Source organism: Flagellimonas taeanensis, from assembly GCF_003584105.1.
In the GTDB taxonomy this organism is placed as follows: Bacteria; Bacteroidota; Bacteroidia; order Flavobacteriales; family Flavobacteriaceae; genus Flagellimonas; species Flagellimonas taeanensis.
The window spans coordinates 143,944-163,268 of sequence record NZ_QXFO01000022.1 but is presented as its reverse complement, the minus strand read 5'-3'; the positions used below and the strand labels follow the sequence as shown (position 1 = coordinate 163,268).

Sequence of the window (19,325 nt, the reverse complement as noted above, 5' to 3'; positions counted from 1 at the left end):
AGCTCTTTAAAAAACCATCTATTTATTAGTGATCAATCTGCAATTAGTATCCCTTGAGGTATTCCGGCAACAATGACTGCGGAAAGGACTGATAGCTCACAGGCCTTACCCATCTTTTTATGGAATGGATGCCCACCGCCGTGAACCTCGAATCCGTTGAGGCCGGATAAGGGCCGCCATGTTGCATGGCCGGACAGACCTCAACTCCTGTGGGAACGCCATTATAGATGACCCTGCCCACCCTATTCTGAAGGGCATCCACAATTTCTACCAAGTCCAAGGCGTCATCCTCCTCCGCAATAAGGGTACCGGTCAATTGCCCTTCCAATCCTTCTATGATCTGAAGGAGCTCAGTTTCATCCTTACACTGGACCACCATGGAAAAAGGCCCAAAAACTTCTTGGTGCAATTTGGGATTGGCCAAAAACTCGGTCCCCGATACTGTTGCCACCACTGAGGCCGCATAATTGGGTTCCAGTGTTCCTTCCACTTTTCCAACGACCTCTACCCCGGCCTGGGAAGTTACATCGGCACCTTTTTTGTCATACCCGCTTTTGATATTGGGGTGCAGCATGCACTGTGGGTCCAGGGCAATGGTCTCTTTGGCCAGTTCATTTACAAAATTCTCTGTATTACCATCCTTTACCGTCAACAATAGACCAGGATTGGTACAAAACTGACCCGTTCCCAAAGTGATGGAACCAGCGTATGTCTTGGCAATCTCTCCTGCCCTTTTGGATATGGCACTCGGAGTGATGATAACCGGGTTGATGCTTCCCATTTCCGCAAATACGGGAATAGGCTCTTCTCTTTTTGCCGCCAAATCGAACAGGGCTCTTCCCCCGCCGATACTTCCCGTGAATCCCACCGCTTTTACCTTGGGATGGTTCACCAAATCGACCCCAGCCTGAATGCCCCCGTTGATACTGGAGAACACTCCTTTGGGCATGCCCGTTTTTTCAGCAGCTTTTACAATGGCCGAAGCAACCAGTTCAGACGTCCCTGCATGCATGGGATGCGATTTCACGATTACGGGGCAACCTGCAGCCAAGGCACTTGCAGTGTCGCCACCTGCCGTGGAATAGGCCAATGGAAAATTACTGGCGCCAAATACGGTCACAGGCCCTAAGGGAATCATTGTCTTTCTCAAATCATCCTTTGGCAAGGGTTTTCTGTCCGGTTGGGCAGCATCGAAGGTGTTTTCCCTCCAATCATCATTGGCGACCAGTTCGGCAAAGGTCCTCAACTGGAACACGGTCCTGCCCCTTTCCCCGACGGCCCTTCCTTCGGGAAGCCCGGATTCTGTGGTGTAGGTATCCACCAATTCTTGGTCCAGGGCCAAAATTTCATCGGCAATGGCATTCAAAAAAGCTGCTCGTTTTGCCCCTGGTAGTTTTCTATACGTTTTGAAGGCGTTCCATGCTTCGGAAACGGCCTCCTCAATCTCTTCTTTTGTGGCTTCCACAAAAGTTGTTGGGTTTTCACTGTTCAATTTGGGGTTCATTGTTTTGAACTCAACGTTCCCCTTTCCGCTAAAATCTCCTGCAATACAGTTTTTACCTGTAATCATACTGTGCTTTTTATATTCTTATATTCTGGGAGCACCGGTCTGCTCTTCATGGCAGTCTCTATAATGTTGAGGACCCGCTCCCTTTCTTTTCCTTGCAAGGGCAATCTTGGTGGCCTTACGTTTTCGGTACCGATCCCAGTGGCCACTTCCGCCAACTTGATGTTCTGCACCAATTGAGGGACTATATCCAACTCCAACAAAGGCATGAACCACCTGTAGATCTCTAGGGCCTCATCGATTTTTCCCGCTTTGACCAATTCGTATATGGCAACGGTCTCTGCTGGATAGGCACATACCAATCCGGCCACCCAACCATCGGCACCACTCACCAGGCTCTCCAGTCCTAGAGTGTCCACCCCGGTGAAGACCTTCAAACGGTCGCCAAAACGGTTTTTCAACCTAATGATATTGGTAATGTCCCTTGTGGATTCCTTTACGGCCTGGATATTATCGCACTCCAACAATTCTTCCATCATATCCAAAGTTACCTCAATTTTATAATCTATGGGATTGTTATAGATCATCATGGGAAGTGAGGTGCTGTTGGCTATGGACTTAAAAAACACAACGGTTTCATGATCGGTTGCCTTATACCTCATTGGAGGCAACACCATAATTCCTTGGGCACCTGCCTTTTCGGCTTGTTGGGCCATGAAAATAGCCTCTTTAGTGCTTTGTTCGGCTATGGTCATCACAACAGGAATTTGGCCTCCTACCATTTTAAGTGTAGCCTTGATCAAGGTTTCTTTTTCCTCTTGGGTAAGCGTACTGGCTTCCCCCAGTGAGCCACCTAAAATAATCCCATGGACTCCAGCATCCATTTGGGCCTTGATGTTCTTCTCAAACATGGCAAGGTCCAATTTGTCCTCGCTAGTGAATTTTGTCGTTACAGCAGGCATAATGCCTTCCCATTGTATCATAATGTTTAGTATTTTAATTACAAAAGTAAAAGACCATTTACCAAGATCGAGTCTATTTATTAGCCTTTTATGATACTATATTGACGGAAGAACGGGACATACCCAATTCAATGGGCAAAATTTAGCTAAAAAATCGGAGGATATCAACAGCCAGAACAAGGGACATAGCCCCTTTCTTGATTTTTATTATCTAAAACCAATACTATATTACCCCAATATGCCATTTCAACCAATAAAGTCATTAATTTTATACAAAACCTCCGCGCTATGAAAGTTCTACCTTTTAAAATCCCAAAACCTGAGCAAGAAGCACTGGTGTATCAAGAAGATACCGGCATTGTCTTTTATGACAAACTGCACCAACATGAAGAAATACAGATAAGCTATGTTGCTTCGGGAGAGGGATCCCTCATTGTGGGAGACACAGTAAACGATTTCAATGCAGGTGATGTGGTGGTCATTGGGGAAAATGTGCCCCATGTGTTCAGGAGCGACCCGAAAAACTCTTCCAAATCGGTCATGTACACCTTGTTCTTCACAAAAAAATCCTTTGGCAAGGATTTCTTCAACCTGTCGGATATGACCAGGCTCCAACTCTTTTTCGAAGAATCAGGATATGGCATTAAAATATTGACCAATCTGGAAAAGCTATCGTTCCATTTCGGTCATCTCAAAAACCAAAGCCGCATACAACGGATAGCCACCTTATTGCACATACTCGATATCATGATCTCCTCCGAAAGACAACCCTTGTCCACTTTCGTGTATCGAAAAATTTACACGAACGACGAGGGCAACCGCATGAACAATGTGTTCGAGTTTGCCCTGAACCATTTCCATGAATCCTTTTCGTTGGATTCCGTGGCCGATAGGGCCAATATGAGCAAGAATGCTTTTTGCCGTTATTTCAAGAAAAGGACCAACAAGACCTTCTTTCAATTTTTGATCGAGATCCGGATAGAACATGCATGCCGATTGCTCTTCAAGAACAACGATCTTTCCATTGCCATGGTCTCCGAACAATGTGGTTTTCTGAACATTGCCAATTTCAACAGGAAGTTCAAGGAACTGAAAGGTGTTACCCCAACCCAGTACAGGAGATATTCCATTGAAAAATGGAACAACCAATCCAAGGCTTCTTGAACCAAACAAACTCCAATAGGGTAGTCCGATCATGGTTGCCCATCTATTCGTAGAACTTCCAATTGGTCTTGAAATCCTTGGTCAATTTTTGATCCGTCATGATGGCCCGTATCATTTCCATGGGCATGGCATTCAACTTGATGGCCTTGTCATGGAATTCCTTGATCTCCATTTTTCCACTGTCCACCATTTCCTTTTTCAAGGCATAGAATTGACGACCTCCCGTTAAATAGCCTACTTGATATAGCGGATTGCTATTGCTTGACAAGGGTCCGCGGATCTCGCTTTCCGCATTGATCCGTTCATGGCCGACCTTATCAACCAAAAAATCGATACACTGCTGCGGTGTCCATTCGCCCATATGAAAATTGAAGGAGAAAATAATCCTGGCGCAACGGTGCATATGCCAGAACAACATTCCTATCCGTTCCTCAGGTGTGGTCGGGAAATCCATGTCCCACAACAAGAGCTCCCAGTACAATGCCCATCCTTCCATCCAAAATGGGGTCCCAAAATCTCTATAGGTACGGTGCCGGGCATTCATAAAGTACTGCATGTTATGTCCGGGGATCAATTCATGGTGTACGGTAGCAAACGAAAAATTAGGGTTGTTTCCGCGCATGCTCATCATCTTAAACTCGTGGTCCATGGTGTTTGTAGGATAGGAAATGGTAATGTTCCATCCGCCTGTAAAAAAGGCATTGGTACGCTGTCTTTCCGGTGACATCATATACATCCCCCAAACTTCTTCGGCCAAGGGGGAAATGGTGATCAAGTCGTTCTTTTTCAAAAAATCGATAGAGGTGTCGTAAAGATCCAAAATGGCCTCCGGTTGCTTTCCTGGGGGAACGTAGGTATCCTTCACATGCTCAAGGGCGGCTTTCCAATCGTTTCCAAACCCAAGTTCTTGTGATGCCTTCAACATTTCCTTTTCGCACCAGGCAAATTCCTCATTAGCTATTTTGGTGAGCTCCTCAGGCGTATACGGAACCATTTGATATTCCAATAGGCGGATAAGTTCCTCGCGACCTACTGGTTTTCGGGAAACGATCCCATTTTTGTCCGGGGTCTGCTTCTGCTTGAACAGCTCGGTGTATTCCTTTAAGGATGCATCCAAATCTTCATAGGTCTTTGAGACCCACCACGTGAACATAGGGTCGTATCCATTATAGAACCCATGAACATCAGCCAAAGTCTGCTGCAATCCATTGCCAACCTCAGTTGCTTTTCTGATGACCAAAACGCTCAGGTCATCGGAATTTCTCAAGACGGTTTTCAGTGAATCAATTTGATCAAAGATACTGGACCAATCCTTTGCCACTTGTTGCGCATCGGGCTGAATTCCCCTTCTTCTCAATTTGAACAAATCGTACACGGTGTCGCTGAAAGGGAACCATTGGGCCACGCTGTCCAGCTCACGTCTTTCCACTTGGGATTGACGCAAGTTTTCATTGAGGTCTCTTTTGAACAGGATATAGTCCACTTTACATTCTTGGGGCAATGCCTCAAAATCAACAGCGGTCAGCTTGTCCAAATACTGATGGTACAAGCGGTCCATTCGGTCCAATTTTTCCGGATATGAAGCTGATTGACCTCTTCGTCCAAAACCATAGTATGGCCCTGTGGAAGGACTATAAAAATTATCCAACACCTGGAAATCCGCTTCAAAATTCTCCATGAGAAATGGCATCTCCTGACAAGGAATGAAATCCCCTTTCTTAAATTCCTGTGCATGAATAGTAGCCATCCATGCCAGACTTAAAAGTCCCCAAAAAGTACTTCTCATTTTCATTGTTTTGGCGGATCGTAGAACTTCCATTTGGCCTTATAGTTCTTGTTGATTTTCTGGTCCGTCATGATGGCCTTGACCATCTCGACCGGCATGGCGTTCATGGTGATGATCCTATCGTGGAATTCCTTGTCGGTCATTTTACCGCTATCCACAAGTTCTTTGTGCAAGGCGTAGAACTGACGCCCTCCTGTCAGGTATGCCAATTGGTACAACGGTGGATAGTTGCCCACAAAGGAACGTCTCACCTCGCCTTCGGCATTGGCACGCTCATGCCCAACACGATCTACCAAAAAGTCTATACATTCTTGTGGCGTCCATTTTCCCAAATGATAATTGAGGGAGAAAATGATACGTGCGCAACGGTGCATATGCCAGAACAACATGCCAATACGATCTTCAGGGCCTTGTGGAAAACCTTTGTCCCACAACAAAAGCTCCCAATACAGGGCCCATCCCTCTGTCCAGAATGGGGTGCGGAAATTACGGTAGGTGCGGTGACGGCTGTTCATGAAACCTTGCAGGTTATGCCCTGCGATCAATTCGTGGTGCACAGTCGCCATAGAGAAATGTGGGTTGTTGCCCCTCATGCTCATCATACGCTCTTCATAGGACATGGCATCAGTGGGATATGAGATGCTGATGGAGGAGCCACCGGTAAAAAATGGATTTACCAATTGGCGCTCAGGAGACATCATTCCCATACCCCAAACTTCTTCAGCCAGTGGGGGAACTGTGATCAGGTCATTCTTTTTGAGAAAGTCAACGGCTTCGTTGTAAAGGCGCAATATCAGTTCCGGTTGTTTTCCGGGCTCCACGTAGGCATTCTTCACCTTTTCTTGGGCGGCCTTCCAATCATCGCCAAATCCCATTTCCCGGGATGCCTTCAACAATTCGGCATCGCACCAAGCGAACTCTTCATTCGCCAACTTTATCAATTCTTCCGGAGTATAGTCTATCATCTCATACTCCAATTGTTTCATCAGCTCTTCCCTACCCACAGGGTTGCCCACAATGCCACTTTCATCAACAGGTTTTCCTTTATCTATCTTATTCTTGAACACCTCGGCATAGGCATCAAAACCTTTGCCCATTTCTTCGTGCACGGTAGGTATCCACCAAGTGAAGAGCGGGTCGTATCCGTTGTAAAAAGAATAGACGTTCTCCGCAGAGTTTTTCAAGTCTTCGATAACACGCAGGGCCTCTTCAACCTCGTCCTCTCCCAAGGAAACAGTGGCTTCAAGCTGTCCTTTTAAGGTTTTAAGCTGTTGCACCACATCGTTCCATTCCTTGGCCATTTTTGTGGCGTCCGGTTGATGTCCTCTTCTCCTGCCCTTCAGATAGGAATAAATATTGTCCGAGAAGGGAAACCATTTTTTGATTTTTTGATATACAACTTCTTGTTCCTTGGCCTCGGTATTTTCTTTTTCCAAATCCCGTTTGAAGAGCACATAATCGGCCTTGCATTCTTGTGGAAGTGCATTGAAATCCAGCTTTGCCAACTTTGCCAAATAGTCGTTTCGCAGTTTGGTCATTCTTTCCCTTCGTTCGGGTGAGCCCCCTGGGTCGGACGTTCTTCCCCAAGATCCACGGGCACCTGGCGCATAGAAACGTACCAATGCACTGTAATCCGCGCCGTACTTGGTCATCAAATCCGGTATTTCCTCGCAAGGCACATATAGAGCTTCTTGTTTTGCCTGTGCATTCAAGGAGGTTGAAATTGACCCCATCATAAGAATTAAAGAGGCCATCCAAAACATTTTTTTATTTCTCATCCTGATCGTTGGTTTGGTTTAAAAAAAATGAAATGCCTAAAGGAAATGAAATGGGCACTGGAGTGGTCCGAATCATTTTTGGGCATAGCCGAAAACTTGAATTTTCGTAGACACTTTAAAGGTATTGTAGATTTATGCCGTCCCGTAATCGCATATTAACTGTAATTGATATTATATTATCTAATGTAGTTTCAAGCAGATATCCTTGGAACGTAACCCTTTGGCCGGGGGTTAAAGAGCTCCTACAAAATCCTAGGGCCACCAATAAATTGGTGGCCCCAGGGAACTAAACTCAAAACAATTAAAACAACTATTTTCTATCATAAAACTTCCATGAAGTTTTATAATTCTTGTCCAAGGGTTGGTTGGTGAGTATGGCCCTCACCATTTCCACAGGCATGCTGTTTTCCCGCAATACGGCATCATGATATTCCTTATAGGTCATTTTTCCCGAATCCACCAGTTCTTTTTTGAGTGCATAGAACTGCATCCCTCCGGTCATGTATGCCAATTGGTACAATGGGCCGTACCTTCCGGTGAACGACCGTCTGACCTCTCCTTCCGCATTGGCCCTTTCATGGCCCACCCTGTCCACCAGATAATCGATACATTCTTGTGGGGTCCACTTGCCCAAATGGTAGTTGAGGGAGAAAATGATCCTGGCACAACGGTGCATTCTCCAGAAGAGCATACCGATGCGGTCTTCCGGGGATCGGGGAAAATCCATATCCCAAAGGATAAGTTCCCAGTAGAGTGCCCATCCCTCTGTCCAAAAAGGGGTCCTGAAATTTCTGTACGTCTTGTTCCTCCTGTTCATGAACCCTTGCAAGTGGTGTCCCGCTATCAGTTCATGGTGCACGGTGGCCCTAGAGAAGTGTGGGTTATTTCCCCTCATGCTCATCATTTTATCATCATGGTCCATAGTGTTTGTGGGATATGAGATCTGCAGGACCTCTCCTCCCAAGAAAAAAGGTGCGATTTTCTGCCTTTCAGGACTCATCATGCTCATTCTCCAGGTTTCTTCGGCCACAGGCGGAATGGTCAACAAGTCGTTTTTCTTCAAAAAGTCTATGGATTGATTGTAAAGGTCCAACATCGCTTCGGGCTGTTGGCCTTCTGGCACATAGGATTGTTTCACTTTTTCCTGCGCGGCCTTCCAATCATCCCCAAACCCCATTTCACGGGACGCCTTCAACAGTTCCCTATCGCACCAAGCAAATTCTTTATTGGCTATTTCCACCAACTCTTCTGCCGTGTAGGGGATGAACGCATCTTCCAAAAGGTTCTTGAGTTCCTTTGCACCCACTGGGTTGCCTACAATTCCGCTGCCATCATCCTTGGAAAGGGTGCTCTCATCCACTTTGTCCATGATAAGCTTCCCATAGGCCTTGAGTTGTTCCATAAGCTTGGCGTAGGGCTTTTCCATCCACCATGTGAATTCTGGATCGTATCCATTGTAGAATTGATAGATGCTTTCCAGGGCCGTCTGATGGCCTTTGACCACATCCTGCCCTCTCTCGGCCAGGTTACGGTCAAACAATGGCGGTTCCTTGGAAAGTGCTGCAGACAGGCTTTCCAGCTCATTACTGATCGCATTGAACTCGGCGGCTATTTTGGAAGATTCCAAATGGATTCCCCTTCTGCGCAATTTCTCCGTTTCGTAAATGGGGCCTGCATAGGACACCCATTTTTCAATTTTGGCATATTCTTTTTTCTCTTCCTCCAAGTTTCTCAAATTCCGGTTGATGTCACTTTTGACCAAAAGGTAATCTACCCTGCCATTCACTGACAATTGGTCAAAGGAAAACTTTTCCAACCTAGACAAGTAATCTTGATAAAACTGTATGAAACGTTCCCTTTTCTCGGGCGAACTGTCCACAATGTAAAACCTGCCCAGACTTCCTTCATCGGCGGACATCTCGTTCATCAATTGATATAGTTCACTAACTGGAGGTTCGTTCCCTACACCGTTCTGGGAATGTCCGGCCCATGCCATGCCCAAAGCCAATAATAGGGCCTTGAGGTGCATTTTGTAAAATCTCTTCATGTTTTTGTTCATTTTTATGTCCATTGGTCAAGGTCTATTTAAAAACAGACCCTACCAAAAATACCCAATCCATTGTTATACCTTGTCCAAAAAAGGAAAAGGGGGCCATTGGCCCGGCCCCTTTTCCATCTTCATTGGTTGGTTATTTATTGTCCCAAGTGGTCCCTTTGGCAAACCAATCCGGTTGACCAACAGCGGCAACGTTTGGGTTTCGCTCCACCTCATTGAGCGGATAGGGAAACCTTCGGGGAAACGTTTCGGTGTTGTAGACATTCAACAACATGTAGTCAAAATCGAATTCTGGATACCCTGTCCTTACAAAGTCAAAATAGCTTTCATGGGTCCTGAACACATTCGCCATGTACTTTTGCTCAATGATAAGCTTTTGTGCATCTTCCACATTGGTGGGCATGGTCAATGATGCTTGTGCCAGATAGGTATCAATTTCGGCTGCATCCACTCCAATAAATTCCATATCGGCCCTTGCCCCAGCCTTCATGGCTTCCTCAGCCAAAGCCCACTGTCCCTTGAGTGCATGGGCCTCTGCTTTGATGAACTGGGTTTCTGAGTACAACATAATCTGTGCCGGATAGGACATGGAAATGTAGGTATATTTCCAGTGGCTGGGCGTTTGCCCTGGTTGGACAACTGCTCCGGACTGTAAACCGACAAATCCATCAGGGAACTCCTCTGAATAGGTGAACATCATGGGTCTCCTAGGGTCATTGTAGGAATTCATCAAGTCGATCAAAAAGTTGCCCGGTGTCAATCCAAGTCCACCTGAGTATGCCCTGTTCATATAGTTGAATAGAGGGTTTGCATTGGCCAATTCTTCCAAATGCCTCCACATCACACTGTCATCATTGGATGTCATGCCATTTTGGAGGTACGATAGGGCCAAATCGGCCTGGGCCGTGGCGGTCGTGCCGGGAGCATAGGATAATCTTAAAGCTTGTCTGGCCTTCATTGAGTATGCATACCTGATCCATTTGTCCATATCCCCTCCAAGAAGATAATCGTCAGTTCCCGGAACTCGATCCCCTTGGTTAGGGGCACCCAAAAGGGCAATCGCTTCATCCAAAAGTCCATTGGCATGTGCATAAAGTTCCGCTTGGCTTGCCAAGGTGGGTTGTACCGCATCCAGTCCCTGGATAGCGTCTTCCAATGGTGCCTGATCGTATACATCAGCGATATAGAACCAATGAAAGGCAGCAATGATACCGGCCACACCTTGGTAATGGGTGTTGCCATTTGCCTCTGCTTTGTCATACAATTCCACGGCGTGTTTCAACGAATAGGCATAGGAATTCCAAACTTCATTCCCGTAACCGGCATTGATATCCATAGATCTTGAGGTTGAACCTTCAATGGAATGCCAGGACAACCATTGGGCAAAACCTTCCCAGGTATCCATCTGATTGGTGGCCAAAGCGGCCCATTCGGCCTCTATCCCGATCAACATCACATTTTCTGTGATCAGCGGACCATCCACAATACTATTGGGATCTTGGTCAACGTCTATCCAACTGTCACAACCTATCAACAGGGTCATCATAGCGACCAAAATAGCGTAGTGCTTTATATATGTTCTTTTCATAGTCTTTGTATTAAAATTTGGCGGTTAAGGTGAGTGTATAGGTCTTGGTGGCCGGCATACTGTACCCCAAGTAGGCATTCCCGTTGGTAATCCCATCGGTATTCACTTCAGGATCCGCTCCTTCAAAACCATCCTTGAACTTTCTCCAAAGGTTTCTTCCCGAGAGGGAGATGTCCAAAGCGGTAAGGCCAACATTCGACAGCATATCCTTTGGAATCCTGTAGGACAGGTTCACTTCCCTCAACTTGATATAGTCCCTGGGCATGATGTTGTCTTCCCAAACGTTCTGTGCCACGGTCTGCCAGTATAGGTCATATCGGGTCGGTTCGGGTGTCTCACTGGTCACAACAACTTGACCGGTTCCCGCATCATAATGTCCCATGACACCATCAAAGGTGATCATGTTGTCCTCGGGCCTGTTCTCTTGGTGCTTGGCCATACCATAATAGGTAAGATAGTGATCGTTCAAGCTGTACAGATATCCTCCAACGCTGACATCCAACAAAGCGGAAAACGAAAGATTCTTATATCTGAAACCTGTTCTAAAGCTTCCCATCCAATCTGGCACGGTCTGTCCCAATATTTGGTTTTGGGAGTTATCCGCCAATGGGCGTCCGTATCCTGTTCCCGGAGCATCACTCAATACCAATCTACCTTGATCGTCCCGTAGGAAACCGGGGCCATAGATCACAGGATAAGGTTGGCCCACAACTGCAGTACCATAAGATCCTACACCAATGGGCTCGTCAGTGTTGCCCAAATTATCGACCATGGGGTTGTCCTTGGAAAAGTTGACATTGACATCCCATTCAAAATCTTCTGTTTGGATAGGTGTTGCATAAATTCCCAATTCGACACCTTTATGGGTTATGCCCCCAATATTGACATTTCCATAGGTATATCCCGTAGAAGCAAGGAACTGTTCCCCCAATATTTGGTTGTCGCTCCAGTTATGATAGTAGGCAAAATCGACTCCCAATCTGTTTTGGAAAAACTTTAATTCGGCACCCAATTCCACCTCGCTCTTGAACTCATTGGTCAATCCAAAATTCGCAATCTGTGTTGTGGACAGATAGCTTTGCTGACCATTAAACGGCCATAAAACACCATCACTAAGAGGGCTTCCAAGCACTACGTTGCGAGTATATGGGTCAGCTGGTGCGCCTACTTTTGCATAACTGGCCCTTAATTTCCCATAGTTGAACACATCTGATTTCGGCAACAATTCACTGAACACAAAGCCTAAGCTATGACTAGGATAGAAAAAGCTGTCCGCCAAACTCGAAGCCCAATCATTTCTGCCGGTTACGGTGTAGTACAAAAAGTTTTTGTACCCTATCACAGCTTGACCAAAGTAGGAATAGGCCCTAAACATCCTATTATACTCCCCAGCAGAATAACCACTCACATTGGCCGTATTATAAATGCCGGGCAGGACCAAGCCTGTACCATTGAAATATACCTGACGTCTTCTCTCTTCGGAAATGTTATGCCCCACCAAGGCCGTTACACTAAAATCTCCAAAGTCATTGTCATAGGTCAATGTTTCTGTTGATTCTATATTTCTATCAAATCGCTCACTAGTTGAGTAGGATCCTTGAACAGATGCATACCCTCCCTTGTTATAATGGGCATCTTCATGCAAACTGGAGGTACTGATACCTGTAACGGACCTGAAGCTCAGTTTGGGCAAAATCTGGTACTCTATAGTGATGGTACCATTGAAACGATCTCTAATATTATTATCCCCAACATTGTTCAACAGCCATAGATAGGGGTCCCTAGAACCTCCACGATAGGATCTTAAATTACCTTCCTCGTTATATAAAGGATAGGGGTTCCATGTATTAGGCGCCGCCAAAACTGTATTCATGAACGCACTGTTGGAACTATCCTCGTCCAAGCGGGAATTCTTTTGGGTGGTATATAGAATACTGGATGACACGGTCAGCTTTGGTGTGAACTTAAAGGAGGTATTGGCATTGATGGAGTTTCTCCTAAACTTCATGGGGTCCAATATACCATCGTTCATCAAGTTGCTATAGCTCACAAAATAAGATGCTTTTGAGGATCCTCCAGAAGCATTGATCGTACTTTCATTGGTGATACCCGTTTTAAAAACGTCCCACCTATCATAGTACTGTGCCCCCGGCACATCCGATATTCTTGGACCCCAACTGGTGGATGTAAATGACGTTTCACCATCTACATAGCTCCAATCCGTACCATCCCAAAATCCCTGCGACCATGTTTTCTGGAGGGGTACTTCATAAATTCTATCAAAGCTCACAGAGTTGGAGAAAGTGATGACTGGCTTGGATTCGAATTCTCCAGATTTAGTGGTGATGAGCAATACACCATTAGCCGCCCTACTTCCATAAAGGGCTGCAGCTGAAGCTCCTTTAAGAACGCTTAAGCTCTCAATGGCGTTGGGATCAATATCTCCAAGACCGGATGATGTGCTGGAGTTGGCCGCATCAAAGGGAACACCGTTCACTACGATCAAAGGCTGGTTGTTCCCTGTAATGGAAGATCCACCCCTGATCACGATACGGGTACCACTACCTGGCTGGCTGGAGGTACTGGAAATCTGTACCCCTGCCACCTTTCCGCTCAAGGAGTTCACAAAGTTGTTGGTCGCCTTGACCCCACTTATGTCGTCCCCATCCACTTGGGCCGTGGCATAGCCCAATGCCCTTTTATCACTTTTAATACCCAGAGCGGTAACGACCACTTCGGAAAGGGCCTGCGCACTCTCTTCTAGGGCCACAGAAATGCTGGATTGTCCATTTATCGCAACCTCTTGGGAATCGTACCCCATGTATGAGACTACCAAAATGGCATTCGGACCGGAAACTTGGATGGTGAAATTACCGTCAAAATCGGTCTGGGTCCCATTTGAAGTCCCTTTTTCCACAACACTGGCACCGGGGAGTGGCACCCCTGTACCGTCCGAAACATTTCCGCTGGCCGAAAATTGAAGATTGTCCATGTCATTCTCGGTGCTTTTAGCATTTGGGACATCTTTTCCATTCGTGTTAAGACCAAGTTCGGAAATCTTGAACAGCCCCTCTTCATTTTCCCATTCCAAAAGGGGCAGGTGCATGGCATAGGTCTCTGTGGTCCCAACGATAAAACAAATCATATACGTACAGACCAGTAACAATAGGTTTGTTATCCTTTTGGATAACTTTTTAAGGTTTTTCATGTTTGAATTAGTGGTTTAAGTTTAATTGGTTTTTTAATGGCTCACTCCAATCTTTTATACTGTCAAGTGACCAAGACTACTTCTGGGTTCTTTCTCCATATAAGCATTAATTATTACAATTGCATTCTGAACCTTGGCGCACTGAGAAAGCACCAAGTTTGAAGATCTATCCATGTTCAATTGGATCTTGGGCCAAAAATCCACTTGGCACGGCCGCATTTATCTGTACCTATAGAAGCGGTACCATAAATGCATTTTATTTATTACACTATTATCCTTAGCTAGGCTGTTTGAAAGGATTTAACGATTTCCTTACCGAAACTTATAAAAAATTTGAAGAGCTTAAATGGTGTGGGATAATATAATATGCATATACGATAATATGTTATTACATCCATGGTGTTTTTAACTTTAGCCCCTCTTTTTATGGCTCCCAATGGAGCATTCGACACATATTGTCAAGTGTCATTTGAGATGCAAAAAGTGCCCCCATATACATACTGCCGACACCTCATTTTCCAGTCAAAAATTGTCCTTGCATAAAAAAGAAAGCGAATGGAAATCCATTCGCTTTCGTCACTAACTACTAACTCAAAACAATTAATGAAATGCTATATACTTACCGATCAGTTGGGGTATCCAGGGTTCTGCTGTAAGTTGGTGTTGGTGTTCCTTTCTTCCAAACCTATAGGGAAAAGAGTGGTATAGTCTCCTTTAGGAGTATGGTTGTACCAGTTTTTGGTCTGATATACTCCAAAGCGTATCAAATCTGTCCTTCTTCTGGCCTCCGCCGCAAATTCCCAGCCCAGTTCGTCCAAAAAACGTCCATAGGGCACTACGGATTGATCTCCTGGTTGATCGATGGTGCCATCCTCGGCCAAAGTTCCGTACTGGACCGTGGTATCCCCTTCCAATTCGGCTCCGGTGACCGTTGCATCGGCCGAATCATCAAAAGATCTTTGACGCACTTGGGTAACTATGACAGCAGCTTCATCACTTCTATTGGTTCGGAGCAATGCCTCTGCCTTCATCATCAATACATCTGTGTACCGCAAGAACGGGAAATCGACGCTAAGACCTCCTGTGGCCCCTGGTTCTATTTCGTACTTTCCACACCTGAACCCATCTGTGAAATCACAGTTATATATACTCGGCATTTCTTTTCTTAGGGTCATGACAACGCTTCCATCCGAGTAGTTCAACTGGTCACCCATCAACCAAGTATCGGCCAAACGGTTATCCGTAGGTTCGTAACTATCTATGAACTGTGGGTTACAGCTGGATCCTCCCCATGGCTGTGCCTGCATCCCGAATACCAATCGGTGGTCGGGCAACAACATTTTCATGTGGGCGTTCCATTGTCCCGCAAAAATCTGATCATACGGAATGGCAAAGACCATTTCGGGATTACCTTGGTTCTCTGTGGCGAATATGTCGGAATAACTGGATGAGAGGGTGAAAGCCCCACTACCGATAATTGCATCACAAGCAGTGATCACATTGGCCCATTGAGCAGTACCTGTATAAACTTCGGCGTTCAGGTACACACGTGCCAAAACATGGTATGCCGCCCATTTGGTCATACGCCCATAAGTGGATTGATCTACTATTTCGGTCAGGTCTGGAATCACCTCGTTCAATTCTGAGACGATGAAATCATAGACCTCGGTACGGGTATTCTGAACAGGAAGTTCATCACTATAACTGGCAATGATGGGCACATTTCCGTGTGTATCTACCAACATAGAGTAGTAGAGGGCCCTGAGTGCCCTCATTTCTGCAATGATGGATGTAGCTTGGGCCTCACTCACGGGCAGTTCCCCTGACTCGATTTGAAGAATAACCCTATTGGCGCTGTTGATGCCATTAAAGCAGGTGATCCATGTATTCCTTGGCTGCCACTGGGTCTCCGTCCATTCATGGAAGTGCATCCTTTTATAGGTTCCCCCATCATCCCATCCATTGGGCCTTGTTGGGGTAACAAACATATCCGCAGGCTCTTCCTGAAGGTCAAAGTATCCCTGCCATCCCATAACATAGCGCATGGGCGTGTAGGCGGAGGCCATCACTGAAATGATATCCGACTCCGCTGGCACGAAGGAGGATTCGGTCACTTCCGAGAAAACTTCCTCCTCTAGGTCAGTACAGCCTATCGGTAGCAGAATCACACTGACCGACAGCACCAAAAATCTCAATCTAAGTGCAATCACTTTGTTTCGTATATTTTTCATAGTCTTATATTTTAAAATGTGAAGTTGATGCCCAATGTAAATGTCCTGATGGTAGGGTATTTATCCCTTTCATCATTGCCTGGTGCCAATCCATCCCGATTTACTTCTGGGTCGATTCCCTTATATTTTGAAAAGGTTGCCAAGTTCAGACCAGAGGCGTAGATGCGGAATGTCTGGGCAAACTTAATGGCATCTTTGGGAAGGGTATACCCCAAGGTAACATTGTCAATCTTCAAGAAGTCACCATCTTCCACATAGTGGCTCACAAAACGTTGCACATCTTGCAGCACTGCTTTACCATACACCAGATCATAAGCGGAATCCAAGGTATTGTAACCGATGGTGGGATTCTCATAGAACATGCGGGAAAAGTTCAGGACTTGGTAATCCAATGCACCCCTAAGGTTGAACATAAGGTCCCAGTTCTTGTATTTCATGGTGTTGTTCCAGCTATAGTATGCTTTCGGAAGACCATTCCCCAATACCTGACGGTCATCGTTGGTAGCCTCAGTTGCAGGAACCCGTGTTCCGTCCGGTCTTTCAATGATCCAGATTCCATCATCAGTGATGTCCACGCTCTTCAATCCAAAGAAGTTGCCGATGGGCTGCCCTTCCTGAACCCTGTGGGTAGCAATCTGAATGGGTTCTCCTGTATATCCTTGATCGAAGAAATCGTTGGTTAATTGGAATTCATCATTGGACAGGGATACAATCTCATTCGTATTGGTGGAATAGGTCAAGTTCGCGGTCCACTGGAAATTCTCCGTTTGGAACGGGGTCACGTTCACTAAGAATTCCAGACCAGAGTTCTTGATCTGCGCCACATTGGCCGCTATATTGCCATAAAAATAAGGTGGTGTGGGAACGCTATAGTTGAAGAGGGCATCTTTGGTTGTCCTGTTATAATAGTCCACGGAACCATTGATCCGTCCGTCCAAGATTCCATAATCCAGACCCACGTTAAATTCCTCCTTCTTTTCCCAGCGTAAATTGGGGTTGGCATTACGGGAAGGCACCAACTGCCTTACCCATTCACCATTGTTCAAGAAATAATCCCCATAAGTAAGTCCACTCAAGGATTGGTATCTGTTACCCGCATTGGTACCAGTGACCCCAAAACCTGTACGTAGTTTCAAATTGGACAACCAGTTCCAGTTATCAGCGAAGGATTCTTGGTCTATACGCCATCCCAAGGAAATTCCAGGGAAATTACCCCATTTGTAATCCTCACCAAAACGGGAGGAGCCTTCACGACGCATACTGGCCATCAAAAGGTAGCGGTCATCATAGTTATAGGTCACCCTTGAGAAGAATGCAATCAACTTGTCCGCATTCTTATAGCTGCCCATACCAGCCTCTCCCAACTGTAGTCCTTGCCCACTACCTAAATTGTTATAGGTAAAACCATCGGTGGGGAACCTTCGGTTGGTGGCCCAGAAACCCTCGTTCATGTTATCCTCGTAGTTGTACCCAACCAGTGCAGTTACTTTGTGGGCACCAAAACTGTTGTCGTAATCCACGGTGAACTGACCATAGTTCCCTACGTAATTATCCGTGCCTCTGGATGCAAATCCACCCTGTCCATTTTCAGTGGTGGACACGTGGTTCTTTGTCTGATAGAATCCCCTGATATTGGTTTCCCCTTTTCGGGTGTATAAACCTTTTACGGTAAGGTGGTCCCCAAAATCATAGCTCATGGAGAAATCTATCCTACTGGTTCGGTACCGGTTTTCCCCAAATGTTTCTTCGATATAGGAAACTGGGTTGTCATAAAAATATACGGCTCTTTCAAACCAGCTTCCGTCCTCGTTTCGAATGGGTTCCGTTGGATTGTGAATAATGGCCTGACGATAAATGTATGGGTTGAAGCTCTCCCCATCACCCAAGGCATTGTACACTTGCTCACTTAAAATGACACCAACATTGGTCTTCAGTTTATTATCAAACATGGCGTGGTTCACATTGATTCTACCCGTATACTTCTCATTATTGGATTTCAGGAAGATTCCCTCAATATCCCTATAGTTCACAGAGGCCGTCATGTTTGAAGTGGAATTTCCTCCCCTAAAGATAATGTTGTGCACTTGGCTGAAGGCATCCCTGGTAATTGCATCCACCCAATCCGTATCGGCTCCAAAATCCTGTAGGTTGGCACCGGTAAAAGTGTATCCCTCGTTGAATTTTTCCCTGAGCTCGGATGCGTCCAAAAAGTCCATCCTATCAGCAATGGTGGCCAAGGAGGCATACCCGTTGTATTCAATGGTGGATTTCATATCATTGGTACCCTGTTTGGTGGTAATGATAATCACCCCATTGGTACCCCGCGTACCATAAATCGCAGTGGCGGAGCCATCTTTCAAAACATCGATGGACTCAATATCTTCAGGGGCCACCGTGTTCAAGCTGCCCGGAACACCATCCACCAACACCAAGGGATTGGATCCTCCTGACGATAACGTTGATATACCCCTTAGACTGATCTGGGTCCCCTTGGTGGGGTCCCCTGAAGGTGCGGAAACAGATAGGCCCGCAACCTTGCCCTGGATAAGCTGTGCAGCATCCCTAACGTTGCCCTGCACAAAATCCTCGGCCTTCACTGTGGCCACGGAACTGGTGACATCGGCACGTTTTTGCGTACCATAACCAATCACCACCACTTCAGAGAGTTGCTGTAGATCCTCTTTCAACATTACATTTATAGTGGATCCCTGAACGGGGATCTCTTGTGCCACAAAACCCAAATAGGAAAATACCAGTACGGCATTGGGAGCAGTGGTGGTGATCTCAAAATTCCCGTCAAAATCCGTGGCGGTACCGTTGGTCGTGTTCTTTTGCATAACTGCCGCCCCTGCAATGGGAATTCCCTGCTCATCGGTCACAGTACCTGAAACCTTCTGTTGGGAAAGTCCAACCTGCACCACAAAAAGGCAGAACATGGCAAACAAAACCTGTTTTTTGAAACGATTTGTTCCCTGACATTCTTTGAATAAAAAGCTAGCCAATTTCATAAATACATTTTTAGTTTGTTTAGTTAATCTCTCGCAT

At 45.9% G+C, this 19,325-nt stretch carries 10 protein-coding genes; 1 reads left to right on the top strand and 9 read right to left on the bottom strand.

The annotated features are described in order from the left end of the window. Positions 1-43: 43 nt before the first annotated feature. Positions 44-1,570 carry an aldehyde dehydrogenase (NADP(+)) gene (locus tag D2V93_RS11025; protein ID WP_119619524.1) on the bottom strand — a complete coding sequence of 509 codons (1,527 nt, stop codon included), beginning with the start codon at positions 1,568-1,570 and terminating at the stop codon, positions 44-46. Further along, positions 1,567-2,490, bottom strand: coding sequence for a dihydrodipicolinate synthase family protein (locus tag D2V93_RS11020; RefSeq protein ID WP_072881359.1), 924 nt, complete (start codon positions 2,488-2,490; stop codon positions 1,567-1,569). The genes D2V93_RS11025 and D2V93_RS11020 overlap by 4 nt, the downstream gene beginning before the upstream one ends. 267 nt (positions 2,491-2,757) lie before the next feature. Here D2V93_RS11020 and D2V93_RS11015 point away from each other — a divergent pair, with 267 nt between their 5' ends. Beyond that, positions 2,758-3,633 (top strand): AraC family transcriptional regulator, encoded by an 876-nt coding sequence (locus tag D2V93_RS11015; RefSeq protein WP_072881357.1) that lies wholly within the window; start codon positions 2,758-2,760, stop codon positions 3,631-3,633. A 43-nt stretch (positions 3,634-3,676) separates the two neighbouring features. Here the strand turns inward: D2V93_RS11015 and D2V93_RS11010 are convergent, their stop codons facing one another. The 7 genes from D2V93_RS11010 to D2V93_RS10980 all read right to left on the bottom strand — a co-directional run bounded on the left by D2V93_RS11010 (position 3,677) and on the right by D2V93_RS10980 (position 19,216). Then, positions 3,677-5,419, bottom strand: coding sequence for a DUF885 family protein (locus D2V93_RS11010; protein WP_182849987.1), 1,743 nt, complete (start codon positions 5,417-5,419; stop codon positions 3,677-3,679). A 2-nt stretch (positions 5,420-5,421) separates the two neighbouring features. After that, positions 5,422-7,173 (bottom strand): DUF885 family protein, encoded by a 1,752-nt coding sequence (locus tag D2V93_RS11005; RefSeq protein ID WP_245978193.1) that lies wholly within the window; start codon positions 7,171-7,173, stop codon positions 5,422-5,424. Between the two features lie 334 nt (positions 7,174-7,507). Continuing rightward, positions 7,508-9,244, bottom strand: coding sequence for a DUF885 family protein (locus D2V93_RS11000; protein WP_182849986.1), 1,737 nt, complete (start codon positions 9,242-9,244; stop codon positions 7,508-7,510). 142 nt (positions 9,245-9,386) lie between these two features. Beyond that, positions 9,387-10,841 (bottom strand): SusD/RagB family nutrient-binding outer membrane lipoprotein, encoded by a 1,455-nt coding sequence (locus D2V93_RS10995; RefSeq protein ID WP_119619522.1) that lies wholly within the window; start codon positions 10,839-10,841, stop codon positions 9,387-9,389. A 10-nt stretch (positions 10,842-10,851) separates the two neighbouring features. Next, on the bottom strand, positions 10,852-14,049 hold the full coding sequence (locus D2V93_RS10990) for a SusC/RagA family TonB-linked outer membrane protein (protein WP_119619521.1): 3,198 nt from the start codon (positions 14,047-14,049) through the stop codon (positions 10,852-10,854). A gap of 626 nt (positions 14,050-14,675) precedes the next feature. Further along, the gene (locus D2V93_RS10985) at positions 14,676-16,280 is read right to left on the bottom strand and encodes a RagB/SusD family nutrient uptake outer membrane protein (RefSeq protein WP_119619520.1); all 1,605 of its coding nucleotides are present in this window, start codon (positions 16,278-16,280) and stop codon (positions 14,676-14,678) included. Between the two features lie 11 nt (positions 16,281-16,291). Then, entirely contained in the window at positions 16,292-19,216 is a 2,925-nt protein-coding gene (locus tag D2V93_RS10980; protein WP_245750686.1) for a SusC/RagA family TonB-linked outer membrane protein, read from the bottom strand. Positions 19,217-19,325: the final 109 nt, after the last annotated feature.